The sequence below is a fragment of the Rhodococcus sp. no. 34 genome, assembly GCF_054589475.1.
Window position 1 is genome coordinate 194,697 of sequence record NZ_BAAILK010000023.1, and the last position, 23,477, is coordinate 218,173.

The following is a 23,477-nucleotide window of genomic DNA, read 5'->3' on the forward strand; positions in this document are numbered from 1 at the left end:
GGTGGTTACGGAACCGCGATCGGCGCTGCGATCGGTGCATTCATCTTCGGTATGACCAACCAGGGCATCGTCTACGCAGGCTGGAACCCGGACTGGTTCAAGTTCTTCCTCGGCGCCATGCTGCTCTTCGCGGTCATCGCCAACAACGCATTCCGCAACTACGCTGCGAAAAGGTGACACATGAGTACCACAGCTGAAGTTCCCGCTCTCTCGAACTCGGGCGGCAACGTGCCACTGATCGAGCTCAAGGACGTCGGTAAGCAATACGGAAACATCATCGCGCTCAAGGGAATCAACCTGCGCGTCGGTGCGGGTGAAGTAACAGGCGTGCTCGGTGACAACGGCGCAGGCAAGTCCACGCTGATCAAGATCATCGCCGGTCTGCACCAACAGAGCGAAGGTGAACTACTCGTCGACGGTGAACCGACAACGTTCCACTCGCCGAAAGAAGCTCTCGGCAAAGGCATCGCGACGGTCTATCAGGACCTCGCCGTCGTTGCGTTGATGCCGGTGTGGCGCAACTTCTTCCTCGGGCAGGAACTGCGCAAGGGTGGTCTGATCAAGTCGCTCGACGCCAACGCCATGCGCGCGACGACTCTTTCGGAACTGTCGAAGATGGGCATCGAACTACCTGACGTCGACGCACCGATCGGTAGTCTCTCGGGCGGTCAGCGTCAGTGTGTTGCCATCGCCCGCGCCATCTTCTTCGGCGCGCGCGTGCTGATTCTCGACGAGCCGACAGCAGCGCTCGGCGTCAAGCAGTCGGGAATGGTATTGCGCTACATCACCGCTGCCAAGGAACAGGGATTCGGCGTCATCTTCATCACGCACAATCCGCACCACGCGTACATGGTCGGCGATCACTTCGTGCTCCTCAACCGAGGCAGGCAGAAGCTTGACGCCAAGTACGACGACATCTCACTCGAAGAACTGACCAAGGAGATGGCGGGCGGTGACGAGCTCGAGACGCTGACCCACGAGCTTCGCCGCTAGATCAAAACCTCGCGACTACAGCCTCGGTTCGAATCGAACCGAGGCTGTAGTCGTTTCGTCACAGGATGGTCGTCGGCCGAACCCCGAGGCCGGAATGCATGTACGCCTCGTCGATCATCGTCATGTTGGCTACCGCGTCGCCCGGCCCGATCGGCAGCGCCGAGACCCCGGACAGATGATCGGCGAACGCTTCGAGTTGATAGGTGTACGACGACTTCGTGCCCAGATGCTCGACGCTCGTGCGCCCACCGGCCGTGACGGAGACACGGTCGTCGATGTCCGGCTGCAGGAAGTTGTGCACCAGGACGTCTCCTTCAGTGCCGAATACTCGGAAGGTGAAGTGGTACCGCTCGTCCAACATCGTGGTCACCACGGATGCCGTGGCGCCGCTGGGGTATTCGAGTTCGATGTCGAACCACGAATCGACCCCCGGAGCGTATTCCTCGTGGCGGGTCCCGGTCACCACTGGCGCACCGCCACAGACGTCACTCAGCGTCCGGGAAGCATGTAACCCGTAGCAGCCCAGGTCCATCAGTGACCCGCCTGCCAATGCGAGCTCCCACCGCGGGTCGTTCTCGGATGGTGTGGGCATCCGCAGTACGGTTTCCACCCGAGTGACCGCGCCGACTGTGCCGCTCCGAACCACATCCAGCAGGCGCCGGTTCACCGGATGAAAGAGGTAGTGGAACCCCTCGAGCAGCGTCACTCCGCTCACGCGCGCTGCCTCGGCTACAGCACGCGCTTCCACCGCGTTGCTCGAAAACGGTTTCTCCGTCAGCACGTGCTTGCCGGCCTGAACGGCGGCGAGATTCCACGGTCCGTGCAGGCTGTTGGGCAGCGCGTTGTAGACGACGTCCACCTCCGGATCCGAGATCAGCTCGGCGTACGAATCGACCACCCGTTCGATCCCATGCTGGGCTGCATAGGCTCTGGCCCGCTCGGGGCTGCGTGCGGCAACGGCCACCAGGCGGTGCCCGGTGGCCGTTGCAGGTTTGATCATCGCGTTCTCGGCGATGCGTGAGGCTCCCAGAATGCCTATCCGCAGCGGGGCAGGTGTCACAGAACCGACCGCAGATACTCGACGCTCGCTCGCACATCGCGCACCGGTCCCTCGTCGGACGGAGCCTCGGCCAGAATGGTGTCCTGCTCGAGCACGTACCACCCGTCGAAACCGTGGCGCTGCAATATGGCTGTGACACCGGCGATGTCGACGTCGCCGCCACCGAGCGGACGGTACATTCCCGCCTTCACGCCGTCGGTGTAGGTGAGCTCACCACTGCGAACGCGTGATGCGAGGGCATCGTCGACGTCCTTGAGATGCACGTGGGTGATGCGCTCGGGAGCTTGACGCGCCAGGTCGACCGGATCGGTGCCGCCGATCAACAGGTGGCCGGTGTCCAGGCACAGTGGGATGGCCGAGCCGTCGAGCACTCGCAGGACCTCGTCGCGCTGCTCGATCATCGTTCCGACGTGAGGGTGGACAACTGCCCTGATTCCACGCTCGGCCGCGGCGTCGGTGAGGCGATCGAGATTGTGTAGCAGGGTTTTCCAACTCTGCTCGTCCAGTTCTGGGCGTGAATCGTAGCCGTCGGAACCCGTCGCGGCGGCCAGAACCAAAACCTCGGCACCCGAGGCGACAAAACCGTCGAGGATGGGGGAGATGCCGGGTACCGGATCATGATCGTCATCGTGCAGCAGTACTGGTGCAAACCCGCCGACTGCGCTTAGGTCGTGATCCGCGAGCACCTTGGCCATTTCGGCGGGTGCTGTCGGCAGAAAGCCCTCCGGTCCGATTTCCGTTGCCGCCAGACCGACTTCGCGCATTTCCCGGAGGACTTGCGCAGGGTCGAGTTGGTAGCCCCAGCCCGGGACTTCGCACACGCCCCAGGAGATCGGTGCGCCGGCGATGCGAGGAGTGCTCATGTGTGTGCCTCATTCTTGTCGTGAAGGAACAGATCTTTGACTTCGGTGATCGTGACGGGCCGACCCTCGCGCAGAGAGTGCGTTGCAGCTTCGGAGATCCACGCCGACTCGACCGCATCTGTGGGCGTGCACGGTGATTCCCGACGCCCGGCGACAACGCCGAGGAATGCTTCGAGTTCCGCACGGTAGGCGGACGTGAAGCGGTCCATGAAGAACGTGTACGGCTCCTTCGAGGGGAACGATGTTTCGGGGTCGAGAGAGCGGAGTGGCAAGCGGTCGTCCAGCCCGGCAACGACGGAGTCCGCCGAGCCGAGTACCTCGAGTCGGCAGTCGTAGCCGCGGCCGTTGTAGCGGGTATTCGACACGACCGCGATGGTTCCGCCTTCGAAAGTGAGAACCGTTGCGGCGGTGTCGACGTCACCGGCATCGGCGATCCCGCGATCACCCTGATTCGAGCCGGTGGCAAAAACAGTGGTGACTTCGCGGCCGCTGATCCACCGGACGATGTCGAAGTCGTGGATCGAGCAGTCGCGGAAGATGCCGCCGGAGTGTTCGATGTACGAGATCGGCGGGGGAGCGGGGTCGAGGGTGGTCGATCGGAGAGTGTGGATCCAACCGAGTTCTCCAGATCGAACCGCGTCGTACGCCGCCACAAATGACGGGTCGAATCGGCGCTGAAATCCGATCTGGACTGGCACCGACGTCTGCTCGGCAGTCGCGAGTACACGAACGGAGGATTCGATGGAGTCTGCTACCGGCTTTTCGCAGAACGTCGGGATGTCTCGGCGGACAGCGGCTTCGATCAAATCTGCATGTGAACTCGACGACGCGGCGATCAGAACGCCGTCGATGCCCGACGCTAGAAGCGCGTCGGGATCGGCAGCGGACTCCACGTCGAGTTCGCTTGCCACGTCCGAGGTTCGACGTGCGTCGACATCGGTGACAACCAGTGCGTCGACGCCGTTTAGCGTCAGTAGATTTCGGGCGTGGTAGCTGCCGATTCGTCCGAGGCCGACGACTCCGATGCGAGCGCCCATCAGTCCAGCCCTCCGAAGACGTTCTGGTCCCAGTCGATGATCGAACCCGTCACGACTCCGCTGCGATCGGAGAGCAGGAAGACGACGAAGTCGGCGATTTCGTCGACCTGTCCGAGCTTGCCCATGGGGAGGGTGCTGCCCGCGCGTTCCTGCCAGTCGTCACCGGCGTCGTGAAAAGCTCTCTGCGTGAGGTCTTCTCCCTCGGTCTGTGTCCACCCGATGTCGAGACCGTTGATCCGGATACGATCCCAGCGATGCGCATGGGCGGCGTTGCGGGTCAGACCCGCCAGCCCGGCCTTCGCTGCCACGTACGGCGCGAGATACGGCTGCCCGCCGAGTTCGGACGTGGAGATGATGTTGACGATGGACCCGGGGACCGCACGCTCGCGCATGTCTTTGACTGCTGCCTGCATCGTGAAGAACGGACCGCGAAGGTTCACCGCGATGTGCTGGTCGAAGAGTTCTTCGGTGGTGTCGAGCAGCGTGCCGCGCGAGGTGAGCCCGGCAGAATTGACGAGGGCATCCACGCGGCCGAAATGTGAGATCGTCTCGGCAACGCTGGCGAGTGCGGAATCCGTCTGTGCCACATCGGCTTCGATGAAGTGAGTTCCCGGAAGTTCTGCCTCGAGAGTCTTTCCGACGTCAGGGCGTCGGCCGGTGAAAGCCACCTGCGCGCCCTCACGGACAGCGGCACGTACGACGCCGGCGCCGACGCCTTGCGAGCCACCACTGACCAGTACGACAGTGTCGGCTAGGAGTGCGGGCCTGATTACGCCCGGCGGAGAAGTCATGGGTTTAGTCTGGCTGTGACGAAGACCTCGAGCAACAGCGAAAAACCATCAAATATCCATCATTGTGAGGTAGTTGTGGCGCATCGATTCAAAGTGCGGGAGATCGCCCAACAGTCGGGCTTGAGTGAGGCCACCGTCGACCGGGTGCTCAACGACCGTCCTGGAGTTCGCGACGGCACACGATCGGAGGTTCGCCAGGCGATCACGGACCTGGAACGTCAACGCTCGCAACTGAAACTGGTCGGTCGAACATTCATCGTCGACGTCGTGTTGCAAACTCCCGCACGGTTTTCCGACGCCGTCCGCGATGCGCTCGAGGCCGAACTGCCGACCCTTGCGCCCGCTGTGGTGCGGTCCCGGTTTCACTTTCGTGAAACCGGTTCGGTAGAAGCGATGACATCGACGCTCGACAAGATTCGCCGGCGTGGCTCCCACGGAGTCATCGTCAAGGCTCCCGACACTCCGGAAGTCGTGGCGGCGATCGACCGGTTGGTGGCGGCAAGGATTCCGGTCGTCACGTTGGTGACCGACGTTGCCGGCAGCAGGCGAGCCGCCTACATCGGCATCGACAACCGAGCCGCTGGAGCCACCGCCGCGTACTTGATAGATCAGTGGCTGGGGGATCGGGAAGGCAACGTGCTGGTCAGCATGAGCAGTGGGTTCTTCCGCGGGGAGGAAGAACGGGAGATGGGATTTCGCTCCGCTATGCGCGTCTCGGCTCCGCATCGCCGTTTGATCGACATTCCGAACAGTGACGGTCTGGATCAGACGAGTAGGAAATTGGTGCGAGCGGCACTCGAATCCGATCCGCAGATCCGTGCCGTGTATTCGATCGGTGGTGGCAACCTGGCCACTGTCGACGCGTTCGAAGAACTGAACCGGGAGTGCAGTGTCTTCATCGCTCACGATCTCGACGGTGACAATCGAAAGTTGCTGGGGGAGAGGCGAATATCAGCGGTGCTCCACCACGATCTGCGGGCGGATGTTCGCACTGCCTGTCAGGTGGTCATGAAAGAACACGGCGCCATGGGCGCTCACTTCGGCTTTACGACGTCACCGGTTCAAGTCGTGACACCGCTCAACATGCCCCCGACATAGCTGTGCGCGGTCAAGGAGTCCGGAGACTCCCTAACCGCGCACAGGGCCGAAGGCCTGACTATCGAGCGAAGAGCAGAGCTCGCTTGACTTCCTGAATTGCCTTTGTCACCTGGATGCCGCGGGGGCATGCGTCGGTGCAGTTGAACGTGGTGCGGCAACGCCACACGCCGTCCTTGTCGTTCAGGATGTCGAGACGCTCGGAAGCGGCCTCGTCACGGCTGTCGAAGATGAACCGGTGTGCGTTGACGATGGCAGCGGGACCGAAGTAGCTGCCGTCGCTCCAGTACACGGGGCACGACGTGGTGCAGCATGCGCAGAGGATGCACTTGGTGGTGTCGTCGAAACGAGCACGGTCGTGCTGGCTCTGGATGCGCTCACGAGTGGGCTCGTTGCCACTGGTGATGAGGAACGGCTTCACGGCGCGGAATGCGTCGAAGAAGGGCTCCATGTCGACAACCAGGTCCTTCTCGACGGGCAGGCCCTTGATGGGCTCGACCGTGATGGTGACCGGCTTGCCGTCCTTGGGCAGCATGTCCTTCATCAGCAGCTTGCAGGCCAGACGGTTCACACCGTTGATCCGCATCGCGTCCGATCCACAGACTCCGTGTGCGCAGCTGCGACGGAACGTGAGGGTGCCGTCGAGGTAACCCTTCACGTACAGGAGCAGGTTGAGCAGACGGTCGGTGGGCAGTGCCGGGACCTGGAAACTGTCCCAGTGCTGGCCCTCGCCCGATTCGGGGTTCATCCGCGCGATCTTGAGAGTGACCATGACGGCCCCCTCGGGAACAGCGGGGAGTTTGGGTGCATCTACAGCAGGCGCAGACATCAGTACTTACGCTCCATCGGCTCGTAGCGGGTCTGGATCACCGGCTTGTAGTCCAGACGGATGTCGGAGAGCAGGCCGTCACCCTCCTTGTACGCCATCGTGTGCTTCATGTACTCGGCGTCGTTGCGGTCCGGGAAGTCCTCGCGAGCGTGGCCGCCGCGCGATTCCTTGCGGTTGAGGGCGCCGACGACGGTGACCTCTGCCATTTCGAGGAGGAAGCCCAGCTCGATGGCCTCGAGCAGGTCGCTGTTGTAGCGCTTGCCCTTGTCCTGGACCGTGATGTGGTTGTAGCGCTCCTTGAGAGCACGCACATCCTTGAGTGCCTGTGTGAGGCGCTCTTCGGTGCGGAAGACGGAGGCATTGTTGTCCATCGACTGCTGCAGCTCGGTGCGGATGTCCGCAACGCGCTCGTGGCCGTGATCGGACAGGATGACGCCGACCCAGTCTTCGACCATGGCGGCCGGGGTTTCCGGCATGTCGACGAACTCGGTGGAGTTCGCGTACTCGGCGGCAGCGATGCCGGCGCGGCGGCCGAACACGTTGATGTCGAGGAGCGAGTTGGTACCGAGACGGTTTGCACCGTGTACGGAGACACAGGCGCATTCGCCGGCCGCGTACAGACCCTTGACGATCTCGTCGTTGTTGCGCAGCACCTCACCGTTGATCTTGGTGGGGATACCGCCCATGACGTAGTGACACGTCGGGTAGACGGGCACGGGCTCCTTGACGGGGTCCACGCCGAGGTAGGTGCGCGAGAACTCCATGATGTCGGGGAGCTTCTCGTCGAGAACTTCCTCGGGGATGTGCGTCACGTCGATGTAGACGTAGTCCTTGTTCGGGCCGGCGCCGCGGCCTTCGAGAACCTCGAGGACCATCGAACGAGCCACGATGTCACGCGGAGCGAGGTCCTTGATGGTGGGTGCGTAACGCTCCATGAAGCGTTCACCGTCGGCATTACGGAGAATGCCACCTTCACCGCGGACGGCTTCCGAGATCAGGATGCCGAGACCGGCGAGTCCTGTCGGGTGGAACTGGTGGAACTCCATGTCCTCGAGGGGCAGGCCCTTGCGGAAGATGATGCCCATGCCGTCACCGGTGAGGGTGTGCGCGTTGGACGTCGTCTTGTACATGCGTCCCGAGCCGCCGGTCGCGAAGACGATCGACTTGGCGTGGAAGATGTGCAGCTCGCCGGTCGAGAGCTCGTAGCAGATGACACCGGTGGCAACCGGGCCGTCCTCGGTCTCGGTGATGGCGATGTCGAGCGCGTAGAACTCGTTGAAGAACTCGACGTCGTGCTTGACGCAGTTCTGGTAGAGCGTCTGCAGGATCATGTGACCGGTGCGGTCGGCGGCGTAACACGCACGGCGGACGGGTGCCTTGCCGTGGTCGCGTGTGTGGCCACCGAATCGACGCTGGTCGATCTTGCCTTCGGGCGTGCGGTTGAACGGCAGACCCATCTTCTCGAGGTCGAGCACCGCATCGATGGCCTCCTTGGCCATGATCTCGACGGCGTCCTGGTCGGCGAGGTAGTCGCCGCCCTTGACGGTGTCGAAGGTGTGCCACTCCCAGTTGTCTTCCTCCACGTTCGCCAGTGCGGCACACATGCCGCCCTGGGCCGCGCCGGTGTGGCTGCGGGTGGGGTAGAGCTTGGTCAGTACGGCCGTGCGGGCACGGGGGCCAGCTTCGATTGCCGCACGCATGCCTGCGCCACCGGCGCCGACGATGACCACGTCATAACGATGTTCCTGCATGAAGTCTGTGCTCCCCTAGCTCGCCGAGATATTGGGGTCGAAGGTGAAGATGACGTACGTGCCCAGGCCCATGATCAGGATCATCGAGAGAACGAGGATCGTGGTCAGCCAGAAGCGCGTGGAGTCCTTGCGGGAGTAGTCCGCGATGACCGTGCGCAGACCGTTACCGCCGTGCAGCTGTGCCAGCCACAACATCGTCAGATCCCAGAACTGCCAGAACGGGCTGGACCAGCGACCTGCGACGAACGCGAAGTTCAAACGGTGAACGCCACCGTCGAGCATCAGCATGATGAACATGTGGCCCAGGACCAGAACGATCAGGGCGACGCCGGAGAAGCGCATGAAGAGCCATGCGTACAACTCGAAGTTGTTCCGAGCCTTCGCGCGCGGGGACCGCGGGTTGTCCAGGCTTGCGGGACGGTCGTATGAGGTGCCCAGGCTCTTGGCTTCGGGTCCGTGAGTAGTCGCCATGTCAGTGCTCCGCAAACATGTTGATGAGGATGCGTCCGGCGCCTGGGATCATCACCAGGAACCAGATCGTCAGAATGGTCCAGAGCATGACGCGCTGGTACTTCGGGCCCTTCGACCAGAAGTCCACCAACATCACGCGCACGCCGTTGAGGGCGTGGTAGAGGACTACGCCGACGAGGCCGATCTCCATGAGGCCGACGAGGGGGTTCTTGTACGTGTCGATGACGGCGTCGTACGTATCGGGATTGACCCGAACGAGTGCCGTATCGAGAACGTGTACGAATAGGAAGAAGAAAGTAGCGACGCCTGTGATCCGGTGTAGAACCCAGGACCACATTCCGGGGTCGCCCCGGTAAAGCGACCTCGTGCGCTCCTTCTGAGGAGCGGCTTCAGTCGTAGTACTCATCGAGTGCTGTGCCTCCAACGTCATTGGTGGACGCGTCGAGCCTGCAGAGAGCTTCGATGTACCTCAGCCCGGGCTCGACGGGATCCTGAACCGACTTGACTCAGACTCTAAACCTATGTGAAACCGGGAACTAATCAGATGCGGGATTCGTACGCGTACCAAACTCTTTGTAAGGTTTGCCTTTCCAATCTCGCCGAGACGGTTTCGGCGTGGTTTCTGCATCCATTCAGTCGGCGTGATTGGATAACGAACCATGGGTGACATCGACTGGAAGTTGTTGCGGCACAACGCGCAAGTGGTCATGCGGCACGCCTATGCGCCGTACTCGGGGTACGCGGTGGGTGCAGCGGCCCTGGTAGACGATGGTCGGATCGTCTCAGGATGCAATGTGGAAAATGTCTCATACGGTTTGAGCCTGTGTGCCGAATGTGGACTCGTCGGTAACTTGGCCGCCACCGGGGGCGGGCGGCTGATTGCCTTCACGTGCTGCGACGCGAAGGGCTCGATTCTGATGCCATGCGGCAGGTGCAGACAGCTTCTTCTCGAGCACGGCGGGGGTGAGATGCTTGTCGACACGAGCAGTGGGTTCAAGCCGCTGAGCGAGCTGTTGCCTGATGCTTTCGGGCCGGAACAAGCAGAGGGGCTCCGCCATGTTTGACGCAGTTTCCATCATCGGCGCCAAGCGTGACGGCCGCGAGCTGTCGGGAACCGAGATCGACTGGATAGTTCAGGCGTTCACTGAGGGGGTCGTCGGCGACGAGCAGATGTCGGCGCTCGCGATGGCGATCTACTTCCGCGGAATGTCGCGAGCAGAGACCGGTCGATGGACCGAGGCGATGATCGAATCCGGCGGGAGGATGGACTTTTCGGACTTGCCGCTGCCCACCGTCGACAAGCATTCGACCGGTGGAGTGGGGGACAAGATCACCCTTCCGCTTGCACCCCTCGTCGCTGCCTGTGGTCTTGCAGTCCCGCAGTTGTCGGGCCGCGGACTCGGCCACACCGGTGGAACTCTCGACAAGCTCGAGGCCATTCCAGGTTGGCGAGCCGAGCTCACGGCGACGGAGATGGTCGACATTCTCTCGGATCCGAAAATCGGCGCGGTGATCTGCGCTGCCGGAGCGAATCTGGCCCCCGCGGACAAGAAGCTCTACGCGCTGCGCGACGTGACCGGAACGGTGGAATCCATTCCGCTGATCGCAAGTTCGATCATGAGCAAGAAGATTGCCGAGGGAACCGGCGCCCTGGTGCTCGACGTCAAGGTCGGTTCCGGAGCGTTCATGAAGGACCTCGGCGACGCGCGAGAGTTGGCACGCACGATGGTCGAGCTTGGCAACGACGCCGGCGTGCGTACAAGCGCTCTCATCACCGGGATGGACACCCCGCTCGGATTGACGGCGGGCAACGCCCTCGAGGTACGTGAATCCGTCGAGGTGCTGGCAGGCGGCGGGCCGTCGGACGTCGTCGAGCTGACCCTGGTCCTGGCTCGGGAGATGCTGTCAGCGGCCGGGATCGACGGTATCGACCCCGCCGACAAACTGGCCGACGGCACGGCAATGGACCGGTGGCGCGCGATGATCGCCGCACAAGGTGGGGACCCACACGCGACGCTGCCGGTGGCCCGGCACAGCGACGTCGTCACCGCGGACCGAGACGGCGTACTGACCCGACTCGACGCCATGGCGGTGGGCATCGCGGCCTGGAAACTGGGAGCCGGACGCGAACGGCAGGGCGAAGCCGTTCAGGCCGGTGCCGGCATCGAGATGCATGCAAAGCCTGGCGACGTGGTCCGTGCCGGGCAGAAGCTGATGACATTGCACACCGACACTCCCGAGAGATTTGATGCAGCGCGACGAAGCCTCGGCGGTGGATGGTCGATCGGGACCGATTCCGACACCGTTTCGCGACCGTTGCTCATCGAGCGAATTGTGGGTGATTCGCGTTAGCGTTGGCGAATGAACGCACCGGAGTTGACCACGATCCGCAGCGCACCCAAAGTTCTTCTCCACGATCATCTCGACGGAGGACTCCGACCCGAGACCGTTCTCGAACTGGCCGAGCAATGTGGCTACGACGAGCTGCCGGCGAATACGGCATCCGAACTGGCGCAATGGTTCCGAACTGCCGCTGACAGTGGATCGCTCGAGCTCTACCTCGAAACGTTCGCGCACACAGTCGCCGTGATGCAGACCCCCGAAGGGCTCGCACGGGTGGCACGTGAGTGTGCCGAGGATCTGGCCGACGACAACGTCGTCTATGCCGAGATCCGTTTTGCGCCCGAGCAGCACCTGGAGCAAGGCCTGAGTTTGGACGAGGTCGTCGAGCACGTTCTCGAAGGTTTCCGGGCCGGCGAATCCGCTGCCAGGGTCGCGGGACGGGAGATCCGCATCGGCTGTCTTCTCACGGCGATGAGGCATGCCGCGCGGTCGCGGGAGATCGCCGAACTCGCTGTGCGATTCCGGGACCGCGGGGTTGTCGGTTTCGACATCGCCGGCGCCGAGGCCGGAAACCCACCGAGCCGGCACCTCGACGCGTTCGAGTACATGCGTGACGCGAACGCCCACTTCACGATTCACGCGGGTGAGGCTTTCGGGTTGCCGTCGATCCACGAAGCCATCGCCTTCTGCGGAGCGGATCGGTTGGGCCACGGCGTGCGGATCGTTGACGACATCGACGTAGGCGTGCCAGGTGGGGCAGAGTTGGGTCGGCTCGCGAACTACGTCCGTGACATGCGCATTCCCCTGGAACTGTGCCCGAGTTCGAACGTGCAGACCGGAGCCGTAGCCGCCCTGGCGGACCATCCGTTCGGACTCTTGGCGGACTTGCGCTTCCGAGTGACCGTCAACACCGACAACAGGCTGATGAGCGACACCACCATGAGCCGGGAAATGGCCGCTTTGGTCGAGACCTTCGGTTACGGATGGACCGATCTCGAACGCTTCACCATCAACGCGATGAAGTCGGCCTTCATCCCGTTCGACGAGCGCCTCGCGTTGATCGACGACGTCATCAAGCCGGGCTACGCCGTGCTCATCGGCTAGATGACGTGCGCCCGACTACTCAGATCGAAGCCGGGCCTCGAACTCGCGCTCGAGTTCGCGCCAGGCCTCGGATTCCTTGGTGAACGGCGCACTCGGAGCCATCCGCGACGGATCGGGGTTGAGGAGGTACGAGACGTACCAACCCAGCTCGTTCGACGCGGACAGAGCCTCCTCGGTGGAGTCGTCGTCGGCGAAATCTGCTGCATCGGTGAACAATTCGACTGCGAGTTCCAGCTGCTCGGCATCTACGACGTCCGGGCCCTGGGCGAGGTCGTCGGCGATACCGGGCAGAACGTAGACGTTCTCGTCCGTGACCTCGATTTCGAGTGAACCGTCGACGGCCGCATTCTGAATTTCGCCGTACGTACTGACCTGCGAGAGATCGTGTTCGTGGTTGTCGGCGAGGTAGCGAGCGAGTGCGCGCTCGCTACGGAAGACGGTGATCAGTCCGTCCTTGCCGAGGAAGATCGCCTGATCTCCCATGTAGCAGCGCAGAGTGTAGAACGTCTCGGCCGAGGTGATGATGCGGATCGGGTCGACACCGACCTCGCCCCAGAAGGTCTCGACTTCGTCTTCGTCCTCTTCGAGGTCGTCTTCGTCGAATTCCTCGTCCTCGCCCTCCTCGGCGACATCGTCGGCGTCGACGGTGTTCTCGGCGGCAGCGAGCAGTTCAGCTTCGGCGACCGCGACGGCGGCTGCATCGACCTTCGGGGAGGTGACCACCTTGTCGATGGCGTCGAGAACGGCGTCCCAGTCCTTGACGATCGCAGCGCCGACCTGGTCCCACAGCTCCAGGCCTTCGCGGCCTTCGAAGGTGCCGGCGCCGGTGGCAAGCGCGCCGAGTACCGGATGGCCGCTGAAGAAGCGGATGACCGCGTCGAGTTCGCACACCTCACCGATGTTGCGAGCCATGTTCAGGGTGTCTTCGAGTTCCGAGACCACCAGTGCCTCAGGGTCACCTGCGGCCAGTTCCGGCACGCCGACGAAGTCGAACGTGAAGTTCTCTTCCGGTTCCAACTCGGCTGCCGACAGTCCGGAGACGACGGCCCACGCCGGATGCTCGACCAGGTCGTTGTCGGAGTCCGTTCGGATGAAGGCCGCGAGTTCCGCGACGGAGGAGAACCCGTAGAGGTCTTCCTCATGGCCGAGAAACGCTTCCCACTCGTCGTCGCCCTCGCGCCAGCGAGGTGCCCACAAAGTGACGAGGTCTCCGTCGGTGAGTCCGATTTCGATAGGGACGATGTCTCCAGCCATGGGCGGAAGCCTATCCACCGCAGCGCGAAAGGCATAGCGGGGGTTCGTCACGTTTGTTTCAGGGCTACTCGGAGCTCACTGACCAGTCGCTCGCGTTCGTCGTTGGACTGTTGAACTGCCTGGTGAATCGTGGCCACCGTCAATGCGGCCACCGTCTGAGAATTCATCGCGGTGATTGCGTCGGTGATCCGTAGGTCGACCAGAGCGCCCAGCCCGTCGACAGTCGCCGTGACTATCCCACCCTCGCTCGAGACGACTACCCGAAGAGCGCCGACCCCGTCGACGGCGTCCTGCAAGAGTCCCGTCCGGTGTTTCGCCAGCTCCATGATTCGATCAATCTCGCTCATATCGAACGCATCCAGCTCGACGGAAGGTTCTGGCCCTCGGCGGCGTCGACATCGGCCAGTTCGTCTCGGGTCGGTAGACCGAGCCGATCGAGGATCGCTGCCGGGACTCCGGTCTCCTCGAGCTCCACACGGCGGCGGGCGCCGGCTTCGATTGCTGCATGTGAGCACAGCGTGAGTATCTGCTGCGCCAACCGCTGCCCGCCGTACCGCAGTTCGTCCTGGCTGATCCGCAGGTCCACGGGCACGGCGTGCTCCGTGGCGCGGACCGCGATGGTTCCGGCGCGGTTGACGGCTACGGCTGTGATGATCGGCGGTGATTCGCGCTTGTTCTCGGGCATGATTCCCTGTCATTCCGTCGGACGGTAGAAGCCGTGAAAGCCCATGCCGCTGTTCGTGGTTCGGATGGCGCTGATCTCGACAGGATCGCCGGCTTCGACCATCTGACCGTTGCCGATCACCATGGCGACGTGTCCGTCCCAGACCGCGAGGTCGCCCGGCATCAGATTGTTCTGATCGACCTGGTTCCCGATTCCCTGTTCCTGAGCCAACCTCGGAATATCGACTCCGGCCTGGCCGTACGCCCATTGAGTCAGCCCGCTGCAGTCCAGACCGACTCCCGGCGTCGTGCCTCCCCAGGCGTACGGGACACCCTGTTGAGTGAGCGCGTTGCGTACGGCAGCAGCGGCCTCGGCGTTCGGTGCGGTGGCAATCGAGCCGTCGGGAAGTTCGACCTCAACGCCACCGACGGAACCGGAACCACTTGCGGAACCGGAACCACTTGCGGAACCGGAACCACTTGCGGAACCGGAACCACCCGCCGACTCGGAGACCCCAGGTGCGGGATCGGGTATCGGGACGGACGGGACGAGTGCGGACATCTTGTCGGTCGACCCGGCCAACTCACCGCGTACCCGCTCGATAACCGATACCGCGCGTCCGAGGTGCTCCAACGCGGCCGACAACAACATCAATTGGCCCGTCGGTGTCATCAGCGTCGGCCCGGCCTTGATCGCGAGTGTCAGAAAGGACTGGAGAATCTCACCGAGTTCGGTCATTCCCGCGTACACGGACGTTGTTGCTTCGTCCACGACGCCGGCGATGTCGGTCCCACGATCGGCGAGGTTTCGCGTCGACGTCTGCGTCTGCTCGGTTTTGGTCACCGCAGCGGTGAGTGCCGTGGACGAGCTCTGAGAGGACGCCAGTTCGCTCAGAGCAGCGCTTCCCAATTGGTATGCGATCTCGAGGGCGTCCGTAGCGATTCGGATGCCGACGTCGGGTCCACTTGCGCTGGGGGCACCAGTCCCGACAGTGTCGACCAGATCGATGATCGGTCGTGCGAGTGCGTCGACGTCGATCATGAGCGTGCGGCTTCAGCGAGAGTCCTTCGTACCGATTCCTCGGAGTCGAGATAGACGGCATGAGCGTCGAGGGCGGCCGACCGGACACTGGAAATTACAGTGGACAGTCGATCGATGTCGTCGATGTGCGCTTGTTGTGCCCGGCCCGCGACGCCGACGAAGTCGCCGCCGATCAGCCCGAGCACAGCGGACAGAGCCATGTGATCGCCACCCGCTGCGTCCTGTCGAGCTTGCGCGACGTTGTCGGCAACAGTGCCCAACCGCCTGGCGAACTCCGCGATGCTTTCAGTGTCCAGATCCAGATTTGTCAACTTGTCTTCCCCCCGTTGCGCTTACTCCTTCTTGGACGCCGCGCGGGGTGCTCCGGTTCCCGAGGAACTATTCTGATGGTCATGCAAACGCACGTAGTCGACCATCCGCTCGCGGCGGCCCTCTTGACGACAATGCGTGACGCACGCAGTGAGAACGCAACTTTTCGTTCCGCACTTCGCAGGCTCACGCACATGCTGGTCTACGAGGCCATGCGTGACGCGGAGGTCGAGGAGTTCCCGGTCGACACCCCGGTAGCAGCGACGACGGGCATCCGGCTCGCGAAGCCGCCGTTGTTGGTACCCGTGCTGCGGGCCGGTCTGGGCATGGTCGAACAGGCGAGTGCGCTGATTCCGTCGGCCGGCGTCGGCTTTGTCGGAATGGCACGTGACGAAGAGACTCATCAGCCGGTTCCGTACCTCGAATCCCTGCCGGCGGATCTGTCCGGGATCCCGGTGTTCGTGCTCGATCCGATGCTCGCCACCGGTGGTTCGATGGTGCACACCATCGACTTGCTGGTTGCGCGTGGCGCGACGGATGTCACGGCAGTGTGCGTCGTGGCCGCTCCGGCCGGCGTCGACGCGCTGGCAGCGTCCGGCCACCCGGTTCGTCTGGTCATCGCGAGCATCGATGACGGACTCGACGAGAACGCTTTCATCGTCCCCGGTCTCGGTGACGCCGGCGATCGGCAGTTCGGACCCCGCTAGAGCGAAAGGGCGAAGGTTCGGAGTTCGGCCAGCCGGGCCTTCGCCTGCTCTACTGCGTTCGCGAGGTTGTCGCGGTTCGCCACCGGGACGACAACTTCGAGATAACACTTGAGCTTGGGCTCGGTGCCGGACGGTCGCACCACCACGCGGATCGACGGTCCGTCGAATATCACTGCGTCCGTGCGCATACCACCGCGAACCTCGGCCAAGTCCTCGACGGTGACCGGCTCGCCCGCGAGTTGGCTTGGCGGATCGGCGCGTAGTCGTTTCATCATTTCGGCGATGTCGCTCGAATCCTCGACGCGGCGGGATACTTGGTCCCCACGATGCAGTCCGAATTCGACGGCATAGTCGCCCAGAACGTCCAGCAGGGTTCTGTTGCTGACCGCGAGGGTGGCAGCCAAGTCGGCCACCAGCACGGCAGCCGAGATTCCGTCCTTGTCCCGCACCACATCCGGATCGACGCAGTGCCCGATCGCTTCCTCGTAGGCGTAGACGAGTCCGTCGCCGGCACGCGTGAGCCACTTGAAACCGGTGAGTGTCTGCGCAAACCTGGCTCCGCGGGCTCTCGCCAACTTCGAGAGCAGGGTCGAGGAGACGATCGTCGTCGCCACCAACGAATCTTCGGGCGCCGTGCTCAGTACGTGGTCGGCCAGGAGCACCCCGGTTTCGTCGCCGCGCAACATGCGCCACTGATCACCGTCGCGAACTCCGACGGCGCAGCGGTCGGCATCCGGGTCGAGTGCGATCGCCAGATCCGCGTCGACACTTCGGGCAAGGGCGAGCAGGCGGTCTGCGGCGCCGGGCTCTTCGGGATTGGGGAACTCGACGGTCGGAAACGTGGGGTCGGGATCGAACTGCTCCGCCACGACGTGCAGGTCCTCGAATCCTGCTGCTCGCAGAGCCGCGGTCGCAGTCTCGCCGCCGACGCCGTGCATTGCCGTGAGCGCAATCCGGATCGAGCGGGCGTCGCCGTGCGGGAGGGTCGCGATGCGGGCGATGTACTCCTCGACCAGAGAATCGTCGGCCGGAATCACCGATGCCCGCGCGACGTCGGCGGCACCACCGATGCGGGCGATCTCGCTCTCGATTTCACGATCGGCGGGGGAGACGAGTTGCGCTCCGCCCGAGAGATACACCTTGTAACCGTTGTCGGCGGCAGGATTGTGGGAGGCGGTGATCTGGATACCTGCCGCTGCCCCGAGCCTGCGCACCGCGAACGCCGCCAGCGGTGTCGGCAGTGGGCGGGGGAGCAGGGTCACTTCGAACCCGGCGGCTGCCATGACCTCGGCGGCGGCGAGAGCAAATGCCTCTGAACCGAGCCGGGCGTCGCGGCCGACCACAACGTGGGACCCGCCCTGGCAGCGAGCTGTCAGCCAGGCCGCCAGACCGGCCGTGGTCCGGATGACGACCGCGAGGTTCATGCCGTTGGGTCCGCCGCGTACCGGCCCGCGAAGCCCAGCAGTGCCGAACGTCAGTGGTGCGGAAAAGCGTTCGGTCAGTTCATGTTCCGAAAGGGCTGCTAATTCTGCGCGGGTAACTGGGTCCGGATCGGCGTCGATCCACTCGGTGACGTTCAGTGGTGTCACAGCTGCTCGACCAGTTGACGCAGCAGCACTCCCATCCGGGCCGCCGAGGCTTTGCCTGCCGTCAGCACTTCCTGATGGTCGAGCGGGGCGCCCGTGATTCCGGCGGCCAGATTGGTGACCATGGAGATGCCGAGAACGCGAGCGCCGAGCGCGCGAGCCGCGATGGTCTCGTGAACCGTCGACATGCCGACCAGATCGGCGCCGAGTGTACGAAGCATTCGAATCTCGGCTGGAGTCTCGTAGTGCGGACCGGGAAGCCCGGCGTAAACACCCTCGGCAAGGTCCGGGTCGATCGAGCGAGCCAGCGCACGCAGTTCCGGCGAGTAGGCGTCGACCAGGTCGACGAACTCTGCGCCGACGAGGGGAGAGCGGGCCGTGAGGTTCAGGTGGTCACTGATCAGCACCGGTTGACCGACTGTGTAGTTTTCAGCAATACCGCCGGCCGCATTGGTGAGGATGACGGTGTCGGCGCCGGCAGCAATGGCTGTCCGGACCGGGTGGACGACGGTACCGAGATCGTGGCCCTCGTATGCGTGCGCGCGCCCGAGCAGCAGCAGGACTTCGGTGTTTCCGACGCGCACCGAACGAATGGTGCCCGCATGGCCGAGAGCGGACGGTGGGGCGAAGCCAGGAAGATCCGCCATCGAGACTTCGGCTGTCACGTCCGCACCGGCGTCGCCGAACACGTCTGCGGCATCGGTCCACCCCGACCCGAGCACGATGGCGACTGACGGTGACGAAGAGCCAGTCATGGCGGACAGAGCAGCGGCGGCGGCCTCGGCGATCGTTCCCATGTGAGCAACCCTACTGAGGAGTCGGGTCGGTTCGCCGGGTGAGTTGGCGGGCGCTACTCTCCCATCCATGCCTTATCTCGAACGCGACGGCGACGTATTCATCCTGTACCTCGGCAACGAGGGCGAAACGGACAACGAGAACCGCTTCGGCCCTGAGTGGATCGACGCTGTTCACAGCAAGTTGGACGAGATCGAAGCGCACGAGGGGCCCGCAGCCCTGGTGACGACGGCGACGGGCAAGTTCTACACGAACGGCCTGGACACGACGTGGATCTTCGGCAATCTCGACGGTCTCCCCGGCTACCTGGACAAGGTCCACACCATCTACAGCCGTTTGCTGACCTTCCCGATGGCCACGGTCGCGGCCGTGCAGGGGCACGCGTTCGGCGCCGGCGCCATGCTCGCGTCCTCGCACGATTTCCAGATCATGCGCGCGGACCGCGGCTTCTACTGCCTCCCCGAGGTCGGACTGAACATGCCGTTCACTGTCGGGATGTCTGCACTGCTGAACAGTCGTCTGCCCAAGCAGACGGCAGTCGATGCCATGACGACAGGGCGTCGCTTCGGCGGTGCCGACGCACTTGCTGCGGGCATCGTGCAGGAAACGGTCGACGGCGACGGAGTGCTCGCCGCTGCTGTGGCCAAGGCGTCGGCACTGACGTCGACTCACGGCAAGAACTTGGCGGGAATCAAGGCAGGCATCCACCGCGATGCTCTTGCAGACCTCGCTCAGGTGACTGACAAGAGCAACTTCTCCTTCGGGTGAGACAATGATCGCGTGAACCAGAATGTCGACAGCGCAGTCAGGTCCGTAGAGGCCGATCTGATTGCGCTGTCGCATTCGATTCACAGCGACCCGGAACTCGCCTTCGAGGAGTTCCGCAGCGCTGCCAAAGTGTCGGACCTGCTGGCGCAGCACGGTTTCGCGGTCACTCGCGGGATCGTCGATCTGCCGACGGCTTTCGATGCCACCTACGGCAGCGGAGAGTTGGTCATCGCGATCTGCGCCGAGTACGACGCGCTGCCCGAGATCGGTCATGCCTGTGGGCACAACATCATTGCCGCCGCAGCGGTCGGGGCCGGCATCGCGTTGGCTACCGTGGCCGACGAACTGGGGATCACCGTCCGAGTGATCGGTACTCCGGCGGAGGAAACCGGTGGCGGCAAGGTCCTGATGCTCGAGCGTGGTGCCTTCGACGGCGTCGGCGCCGCCATGATGGTTCATCCAGGGCCGATCGACATCATCGGTGCGACCTCGCTGGCCTTGGCGGACATCGCCGTGAGTTATCACGGTCGCGAGGCGCATGCGTCTGCTGCGCCGGAATTCGGTCGTAACGCCGCCGACGCAGCGACGCTCGCGCAGGTGGCGGTCGGACTGTTGCGTCAGCACCTGCAGCCAGGTCAGCAGATTCACGGAATCGTCAGTGACGGCGGCACGGCTCCCAACATCGTTCCGGCTCGGTCCGAATTGCTCTACTACCTGCGTGCCGAAACAGCCGCGTCGTTGGCCAATCTGTCCGAGCGTGCCGAGGCCTGCTTCGCCTCGGGAGCACTCGGCACCGGGTGCACCCACGAAATCCGCACGGTATCGCCTACTTACACCGAGCTGACCCCCGATCCGTGGCTGGCGGCGGCGTACCGTGAACAGATCGTCGATCTCGGACGGGTGCCACTGGCAGCGGAATGGGAGCGCTCCCGTCCACTGGGTAGTACGGATATGGGTAATGTGACCAATGTGATTCCGGGAATTCACCCGGTCATAGGCTTGGATTCATCGGGGGCAGTGACACATCAGCCGGAGTTCGCGGCTGCGTGTATCACCACCTCCGCAGATCGAGCGGTAGTCGACGGTGCAATTGCGTTGGCCCGCACTGCTGTCCGGGTAGCGTCCGATCCAGAACAACGCGCCCGTCTGTTGGAAGGGGTAGATCGCCGGTGAACGCGGCAATCGACACGTGGATTCACGCGCACACCGACGACCTCGTCGCGTGGCGTCGACACATCCATGCCAACCCGGAGTTGGCTCGCCGCGAATACGCGACCACCGAATTCGTCGCCACCCGCCTCACTGCCGCTGGATTGTCGCCGAAGATCCTTCCCGGTGGCACCGGTCTCACGTGCGATATCGGACCGGAGGGTCCACGAATCGCACTGCGCGCCGACATGGACGCTTTGCCGATGCAGGAAGCGACCGGGGCGACGTACTCGTCCACGGTCCCCGGTGTGTCCCATGCGTGCGGCCACGACGCCCACACCACCATCTTGCTCGGCGCCGGACTGGCTCTGGCCACGCTGCCCGAACTTCCCGTCGGGGTTCGGCTGATATTCCAGCCCGCCGAGGAAGTCATGCCTGGCGGAGCACTCGACGTCATCGCCGCGGGCGCGCTCGACGGTGTGTCCAGAATCTTTGCTCTGCACTGCGATCCGCGACTCGAGGCAGGCCAGGTGGGAATGCGCCTGGGTGCGATCACCTCTGCTGCCGACACGATCGAGGTCGTCCTCGACTCTCCGGGTGGGCACACGTCGCGGCCGCATTTGACCACGGATCTGATCTACGCGCTCGGCACCGTCGTGACCGGGCTGCCGGGAATGCTCAGCCGTCGTATCGATCCGCGTACCGGAACCGTCATGGTGTGGGGCGCGGTCAGTGCAGGTCAGGCGCCCAACGCGATTCCGCAGACCGGCATGATGACGGGCACGGTACGTACCGGCGATCACGACACCTGGGAGTTGCTCGAACCGCTCGTGGAAGAAATCGTCCACGGACTGCTCGCACCCACCGGAGTTCGCTACCAACTCAACTATCGTCGCGGAGTGCCTCCGGTCGTCAACGACGAGGTGTCCACTCGGATGTTCGAGGACGCCATCGCGACCGTCGGACAAGATGCTTTGGCGGACACCCCGCAATCCGGTGGTGGCGAAGACTTTTCGTGGTACCTCGAAACCGTGCCGGGTGCCATGGCGCGGCTCGGCGTGTGGTCGGGTGAGGGCGATCAGCTCGACATCCACCAACCCACTTTCGATCTCGACGAGCGAGCACTCGGCGTCGGTGTGAAGGTTCTGACGAGCCTGGTTCTGGGATAGTTCCGGTTCCCGTCGGGGGTACCGTTTTTCGTGTCGTTCGAGTGAAGGTACGGGCATGTCCATAGGTGTGGGAGTGCGAATCGGCACATTGGTGTCGACGGCTGTCGTTGCGTCGAACGATCCGGGTTCGGCCGATCCGGTGGTATTGGTTCGGGACACGATCCTCAATCAACGCAAGGACGGAACGACGGTGCTCGGTGGCACCGAGCAACTGGGTGCCGGCCGTGAGTTCGCCGAGAGCTGGTCGGGCTTTGTCGGTCGCGTCGGGGACCCGAGTGGCGTCGCGGGAACTGCCGATACTCGTTACCGCGCCGAGGATTTGGTGGCGACCTCGATTCGCTGTCTGTTGCAGGAATGCGAGCCGCTGCCCGATCGTGGTGGTCGAAGCGGGGGAGCGCCCGACATCGTCGCGACCTACCCGTCACGCTGGGACTCGTCGACAGCGGCCCTCATGCAGGATTCGCTGGTCTACGCGGGCCTCGAACGGGTCACACTCGTCTCGGATGCCGAGGCCGTGTCGGCGTGGTTCGAGTCGGAAATCGCGGCACTCGCCGGCACGCTCATCGGCATCTATCACGTGGACGACACCGGGGCAGCGGTCACCCTCGTGCGTTCTGGTGTCGCGGCCGGCCGTGCATTCGGCTTTGCCGGCGACGGGAGTTCGCCGAGTTCACGCCTCGCGACGGCTCTGGGTGCGTTCGGTTGGATGCCGGAGAACTTGGACGCCGTAGTCGTCACCGGTGACGGCGAACCGGCGACAGACAAAGCGGCCATGATGTCCATAGCGGCCGGGATTGCCGAAAAGCTCGGTGTCAGATGTGAACTCGGTCCCGGGCCTGAGCAGTCGGCTGCGCTGGGAGCCGCAATTCTGGCTGCCGGATTCACCTCGACGTCGCACACTATCGTGCCGATCGGATTGCCGCCTTCACACGACGTGACCGAGGTGTTCGACACCCTGGGACGCGAGAAGGTGGCGGCAGAAACCGCTGCCGGGGTGGCGACCGCCGAGCCGGAAACTGCAGTTGTCGCAGGCGAATCGGAGTCGCGCGGTTCCAAGCGTGTGCTCATCGGCGTGACGGTTGTGGTGGTGCTCGCAGCACTGGCAGTGCTCGCGTATTTCCTGCTGCTTTGAGCAGGACAGCTATCTAATCGGTGACACCGTTACCCGGACCGACATTGCGGCTGTTTCTCGTCCGCAACTCTCGTACGTACTCGGCCGGCGCTCCGGCAATCTCGGCGGCGTCGGCCATCACGCCGATGTAGCGGGCCGACGGCAGTCCGCCTTCGTACGCATCCATGACGTAGAGCCACGCAAGTACCGCGTCGCCGGCGGTGTCGACCCGCACGCGGATCTTGCGGTGCAGACCCAGTTCGGCACCTTCCCAGCGGTCCAGACTCACTTCGTCCTCTTCCGGGACGTCGTAGAGCACCACGAAAACACTGGAATCGGGATCTTCGACCACGGTGGCGAGAGCACCCTCCCAGCCGAGGTCCTCGCCGCTGAAGGTCAGGCGCCAGCCTCGCAGCCACCCTGTCCCGGACATGGGGGAGTGTGGGCAGCGCAACAACATCTGCTCGGGATGCATGTTGGAACCGTAGGCGGCATAAATCGACACGGGCGCAAGCCTAAACCGTGGTCCGAGGGTGTGGCGAAGCGGACCACCGGACGCAAGTAATCTGGTACAAGCACTGCGCGAC

General features: G+C 63.7%; 27 protein-coding genes. 11 read left to right on the plus strand and 16 right to left on the minus strand.

Features of this window, described 5'->3' with window-relative positions:
• Window positions 1-177 (plus strand): ABC transporter permease subunit (locus tag ACYP01_RS06880; RefSeq protein WP_459679249.1); only part of this gene is annotated, 177 nt, incomplete at its 5' end.
• Between the two features lie 3 nt (window positions 178-180).
• Entirely contained in the window at window positions 181-993 is an 813-nt protein-coding gene (locus ACYP01_RS06885; protein WP_007727336.1) for an ATP-binding cassette domain-containing protein, read from the plus strand.
• A 58-nt stretch (window positions 994-1,051) separates the two neighbouring features.
• On the opposite strand, the gene ACYP01_RS06890 is transcribed toward ACYP01_RS06885, so the two are convergent.
• Genes ACYP01_RS06890 through ACYP01_RS06905 form a run of 4 tightly spaced genes read right to left on the minus strand, consistent with a single transcriptional unit; the run spans window position 1,052 to window position 4,744 of the window.
• Window positions 1,052-2,053 carry a Gfo/Idh/MocA family protein gene (locus ACYP01_RS06890; RefSeq protein ID WP_161120832.1) on the minus strand — a complete coding sequence of 334 codons (1,002 nt, stop codon included), beginning with the start codon at window positions 2,051-2,053 and terminating at the stop codon, window positions 1,052-1,054.
• Window positions 2,050-2,916: a TIM barrel protein gene (locus tag ACYP01_RS06895; RefSeq protein ID WP_020969151.1), complete on the minus strand. Its 867-nt coding sequence runs from the start codon at window positions 2,914-2,916 to the stop codon at window positions 2,050-2,052. The genes ACYP01_RS06890 and ACYP01_RS06895 overlap by 4 nt, the downstream gene beginning before the upstream one ends.
• On the minus strand, window positions 2,913-3,953 hold the full coding sequence (locus ACYP01_RS06900) for a Gfo/Idh/MocA family protein (protein WP_459679092.1): 1,041 nt from the start codon (window positions 3,951-3,953) through the stop codon (window positions 2,913-2,915). Before ACYP01_RS06900 ends, ACYP01_RS06895 begins: the two co-directional genes overlap by 4 nt.
• Window positions 3,953-4,744 (minus strand): SDR family oxidoreductase, encoded by a 792-nt coding sequence (locus ACYP01_RS06905; RefSeq protein ID WP_075832802.1) that lies wholly within the window; start codon window positions 4,742-4,744, stop codon window positions 3,953-3,955. Before ACYP01_RS06905 ends, ACYP01_RS06900 begins: the two co-directional genes overlap by 1 nt.
• A 75-nt stretch (window positions 4,745-4,819) precedes the next feature.
• Between ACYP01_RS06905 and ACYP01_RS06910 the strand changes: the two genes are divergently transcribed.
• Window positions 4,820-5,842: a LacI family DNA-binding transcriptional regulator gene (locus ACYP01_RS06910; protein WP_037129077.1), complete on the plus strand. Its 1,023-nt coding sequence runs from the start codon at window positions 4,820-4,822 to the stop codon at window positions 5,840-5,842.
• 58 nt (window positions 5,843-5,900) lie between these two features.
• Here ACYP01_RS06910 and ACYP01_RS06915 read toward each other — a convergent pair whose 3' ends face one another.
• The 4 genes from ACYP01_RS06915 to sdhC are packed head-to-tail and all read right to left on the minus strand — an operon-like array spanning window position 5,901 to window position 9,296.
• A complete protein-coding gene (locus tag ACYP01_RS06915) occupies window positions 5,901-6,668 on the minus strand; it encodes a succinate dehydrogenase iron-sulfur subunit (RefSeq protein ID WP_003940925.1) in 768 nt (255 codons plus the stop codon).
• Entirely contained in the window at window positions 6,668-8,419 is a 1,752-nt protein-coding gene (sdhA, locus tag ACYP01_RS06920; protein WP_003941011.1) for a succinate dehydrogenase flavoprotein subunit, read from the minus strand. The genes ACYP01_RS06915 and sdhA overlap by 1 nt, the downstream gene beginning before the upstream one ends.
• Before the next feature lie 15 nt (window positions 8,420-8,434).
• Window positions 8,435-8,890 (minus strand): succinate dehydrogenase hydrophobic membrane anchor subunit, encoded by a 456-nt coding sequence (locus ACYP01_RS06925; protein WP_003940699.1) that lies wholly within the window; start codon window positions 8,888-8,890, stop codon window positions 8,435-8,437.
• Between the two features lies 1 nt (window position 8,891).
• On the minus strand, window positions 8,892-9,296 hold the full coding sequence (gene sdhC, locus ACYP01_RS06930) for a succinate dehydrogenase, cytochrome b556 subunit (protein ID WP_020969155.1): 405 nt from the start codon (window positions 9,294-9,296) through the stop codon (window positions 8,892-8,894).
• A 253-nt stretch (window positions 9,297-9,549) separates the two neighbouring features.
• Here sdhC and ACYP01_RS06935 point away from each other — a divergent pair, with 253 nt between their 5' ends.
• Genes ACYP01_RS06935 through ACYP01_RS06945 form a run of 3 tightly spaced genes read left to right on the plus strand, consistent with a single transcriptional unit; the run spans window position 9,550 to window position 12,337 of the window.
• The gene (locus ACYP01_RS06935) at window positions 9,550-9,954 is read left to right on the plus strand and encodes a cytidine deaminase (protein WP_007727326.1); all 405 of its coding nucleotides are present in this window, start codon (window positions 9,550-9,552) and stop codon (window positions 9,952-9,954) included.
• Complete coding sequence (locus ACYP01_RS06940; RefSeq protein ID WP_042449637.1) at window positions 9,947-11,242, plus strand: thymidine phosphorylase; 1,296 nt, start codon at window positions 9,947-9,949, stop codon at window positions 11,240-11,242. The genes ACYP01_RS06935 and ACYP01_RS06940 overlap by 8 nt, the downstream gene beginning before the upstream one ends.
• 9 nt (window positions 11,243-11,251) lie before the next feature.
• The gene (locus ACYP01_RS06945; RefSeq protein WP_007727325.1) at window positions 11,252-12,337 is read left to right on the plus strand and encodes an adenosine deaminase; all 1,086 of its coding nucleotides are present in this window, start codon (window positions 11,252-11,254) and stop codon (window positions 12,335-12,337) included.
• Window positions 12,338-12,352: 15 nt separating this feature from the next.
• On the opposite strand, the gene ACYP01_RS06950 is transcribed toward ACYP01_RS06945, so the two are convergent.
• The 5 genes from ACYP01_RS06950 to ACYP01_RS06970 are packed head-to-tail and all read right to left on the minus strand — an operon-like array spanning window position 12,353 to window position 15,607.
• Window positions 12,353-13,591, minus strand: coding sequence for a hypothetical protein (locus ACYP01_RS06950; protein ID WP_003940713.1), 1,239 nt, complete (start codon window positions 13,589-13,591; stop codon window positions 12,353-12,355).
• 47 nt (window positions 13,592-13,638) lie between these two features.
• Window positions 13,639-13,938, minus strand: coding sequence for a YbaB/EbfC family nucleoid-associated protein (locus ACYP01_RS06955; protein WP_007727324.1), 300 nt, complete (start codon window positions 13,936-13,938; stop codon window positions 13,639-13,641).
• Window positions 13,935-14,276, minus strand: coding sequence for a hypothetical protein (locus ACYP01_RS06960; protein ID WP_058226446.1), 342 nt, complete (start codon window positions 14,274-14,276; stop codon window positions 13,935-13,937). The genes ACYP01_RS06955 and ACYP01_RS06960 overlap by 4 nt, the downstream gene beginning before the upstream one ends.
• Window positions 14,277-14,285: 9 nt before the next feature.
• Window positions 14,286-15,296: a C40 family peptidase gene (locus ACYP01_RS06965; protein ID WP_065352209.1), complete on the minus strand. Its 1,011-nt coding sequence runs from the start codon at window positions 15,294-15,296 to the stop codon at window positions 14,286-14,288.
• The gene (locus ACYP01_RS06970) at window positions 15,293-15,607 is read right to left on the minus strand and encodes a type VII secretion target (RefSeq protein ID WP_003940812.1); all 315 of its coding nucleotides are present in this window, start codon (window positions 15,605-15,607) and stop codon (window positions 15,293-15,295) included. Before ACYP01_RS06970 ends, ACYP01_RS06965 begins: the two co-directional genes overlap by 4 nt.
• 81 nt (window positions 15,608-15,688) lie before the next feature.
• On the opposite strand from ACYP01_RS06970, the gene upp reads away from it, so the two are divergent.
• Window positions 15,689-16,312, plus strand: a complete 624-nt coding sequence (upp, locus tag ACYP01_RS06975; RefSeq protein WP_007727319.1) for a uracil phosphoribosyltransferase — start codon at window positions 15,689-15,691, stop codon at window positions 16,310-16,312.
• On the opposite strand, the gene ACYP01_RS06980 is transcribed toward upp, so the two are convergent.
• A complete protein-coding gene (locus ACYP01_RS06980) occupies window positions 16,309-17,901 on the minus strand; it encodes a phospho-sugar mutase (RefSeq protein ID WP_459679103.1) in 1,593 nt (530 codons plus the stop codon). The two genes, upp and ACYP01_RS06980, sit on opposite strands and share 4 nt — an antisense overlap.
• On the minus strand, window positions 17,898-18,695 hold the full coding sequence (locus ACYP01_RS06985) for a purine-nucleoside phosphorylase (protein ID WP_459679105.1): 798 nt from the start codon (window positions 18,693-18,695) through the stop codon (window positions 17,898-17,900). The genes ACYP01_RS06980 and ACYP01_RS06985 overlap by 4 nt, the downstream gene beginning before the upstream one ends.
• A 67-nt stretch (window positions 18,696-18,762) precedes the next feature.
• On the opposite strand from ACYP01_RS06985, the gene ACYP01_RS06990 reads away from it, so the two are divergent.
• The 4 genes from ACYP01_RS06990 to ACYP01_RS07005 are packed head-to-tail and all read left to right on the plus strand — an operon-like array spanning window position 18,763 to window position 22,911.
• Complete coding sequence (locus ACYP01_RS06990) at window positions 18,763-19,461, plus strand: enoyl-CoA hydratase-related protein (RefSeq protein ID WP_047271754.1); 699 nt, start codon at window positions 18,763-18,765, stop codon at window positions 19,459-19,461.
• A 12-nt stretch (window positions 19,462-19,473) separates the two neighbouring features.
• Complete coding sequence (locus ACYP01_RS06995) at window positions 19,474-20,634, plus strand: M20 family metallopeptidase (protein ID WP_459679108.1); 1,161 nt, start codon at window positions 19,474-19,476, stop codon at window positions 20,632-20,634.
• Window positions 20,631-21,779, plus strand: a complete 1,149-nt coding sequence (locus ACYP01_RS07000; RefSeq protein WP_003940741.1) for a M20 family metallopeptidase — start codon at window positions 20,631-20,633, stop codon at window positions 21,777-21,779. The genes ACYP01_RS06995 and ACYP01_RS07000 overlap by 4 nt, the downstream gene beginning before the upstream one ends.
• A gap of 55 nt (window positions 21,780-21,834) precedes the next feature.
• On the plus strand, window positions 21,835-22,911 hold the full coding sequence (locus ACYP01_RS07005) for a hypothetical protein (protein WP_030535059.1): 1,077 nt from the start codon (window positions 21,835-21,837) through the stop codon (window positions 22,909-22,911).
• A gap of 13 nt (window positions 22,912-22,924) precedes the next feature.
• On the opposite strand, the gene ACYP01_RS07010 is transcribed toward ACYP01_RS07005, so the two are convergent.
• Window positions 22,925-23,395, minus strand: a complete 471-nt coding sequence (locus tag ACYP01_RS07010; RefSeq protein WP_003940753.1) for a gamma-glutamylcyclotransferase — start codon at window positions 23,393-23,395, stop codon at window positions 22,925-22,927.
• Window positions 23,396-23,477: the final 82 nt, after the last annotated feature.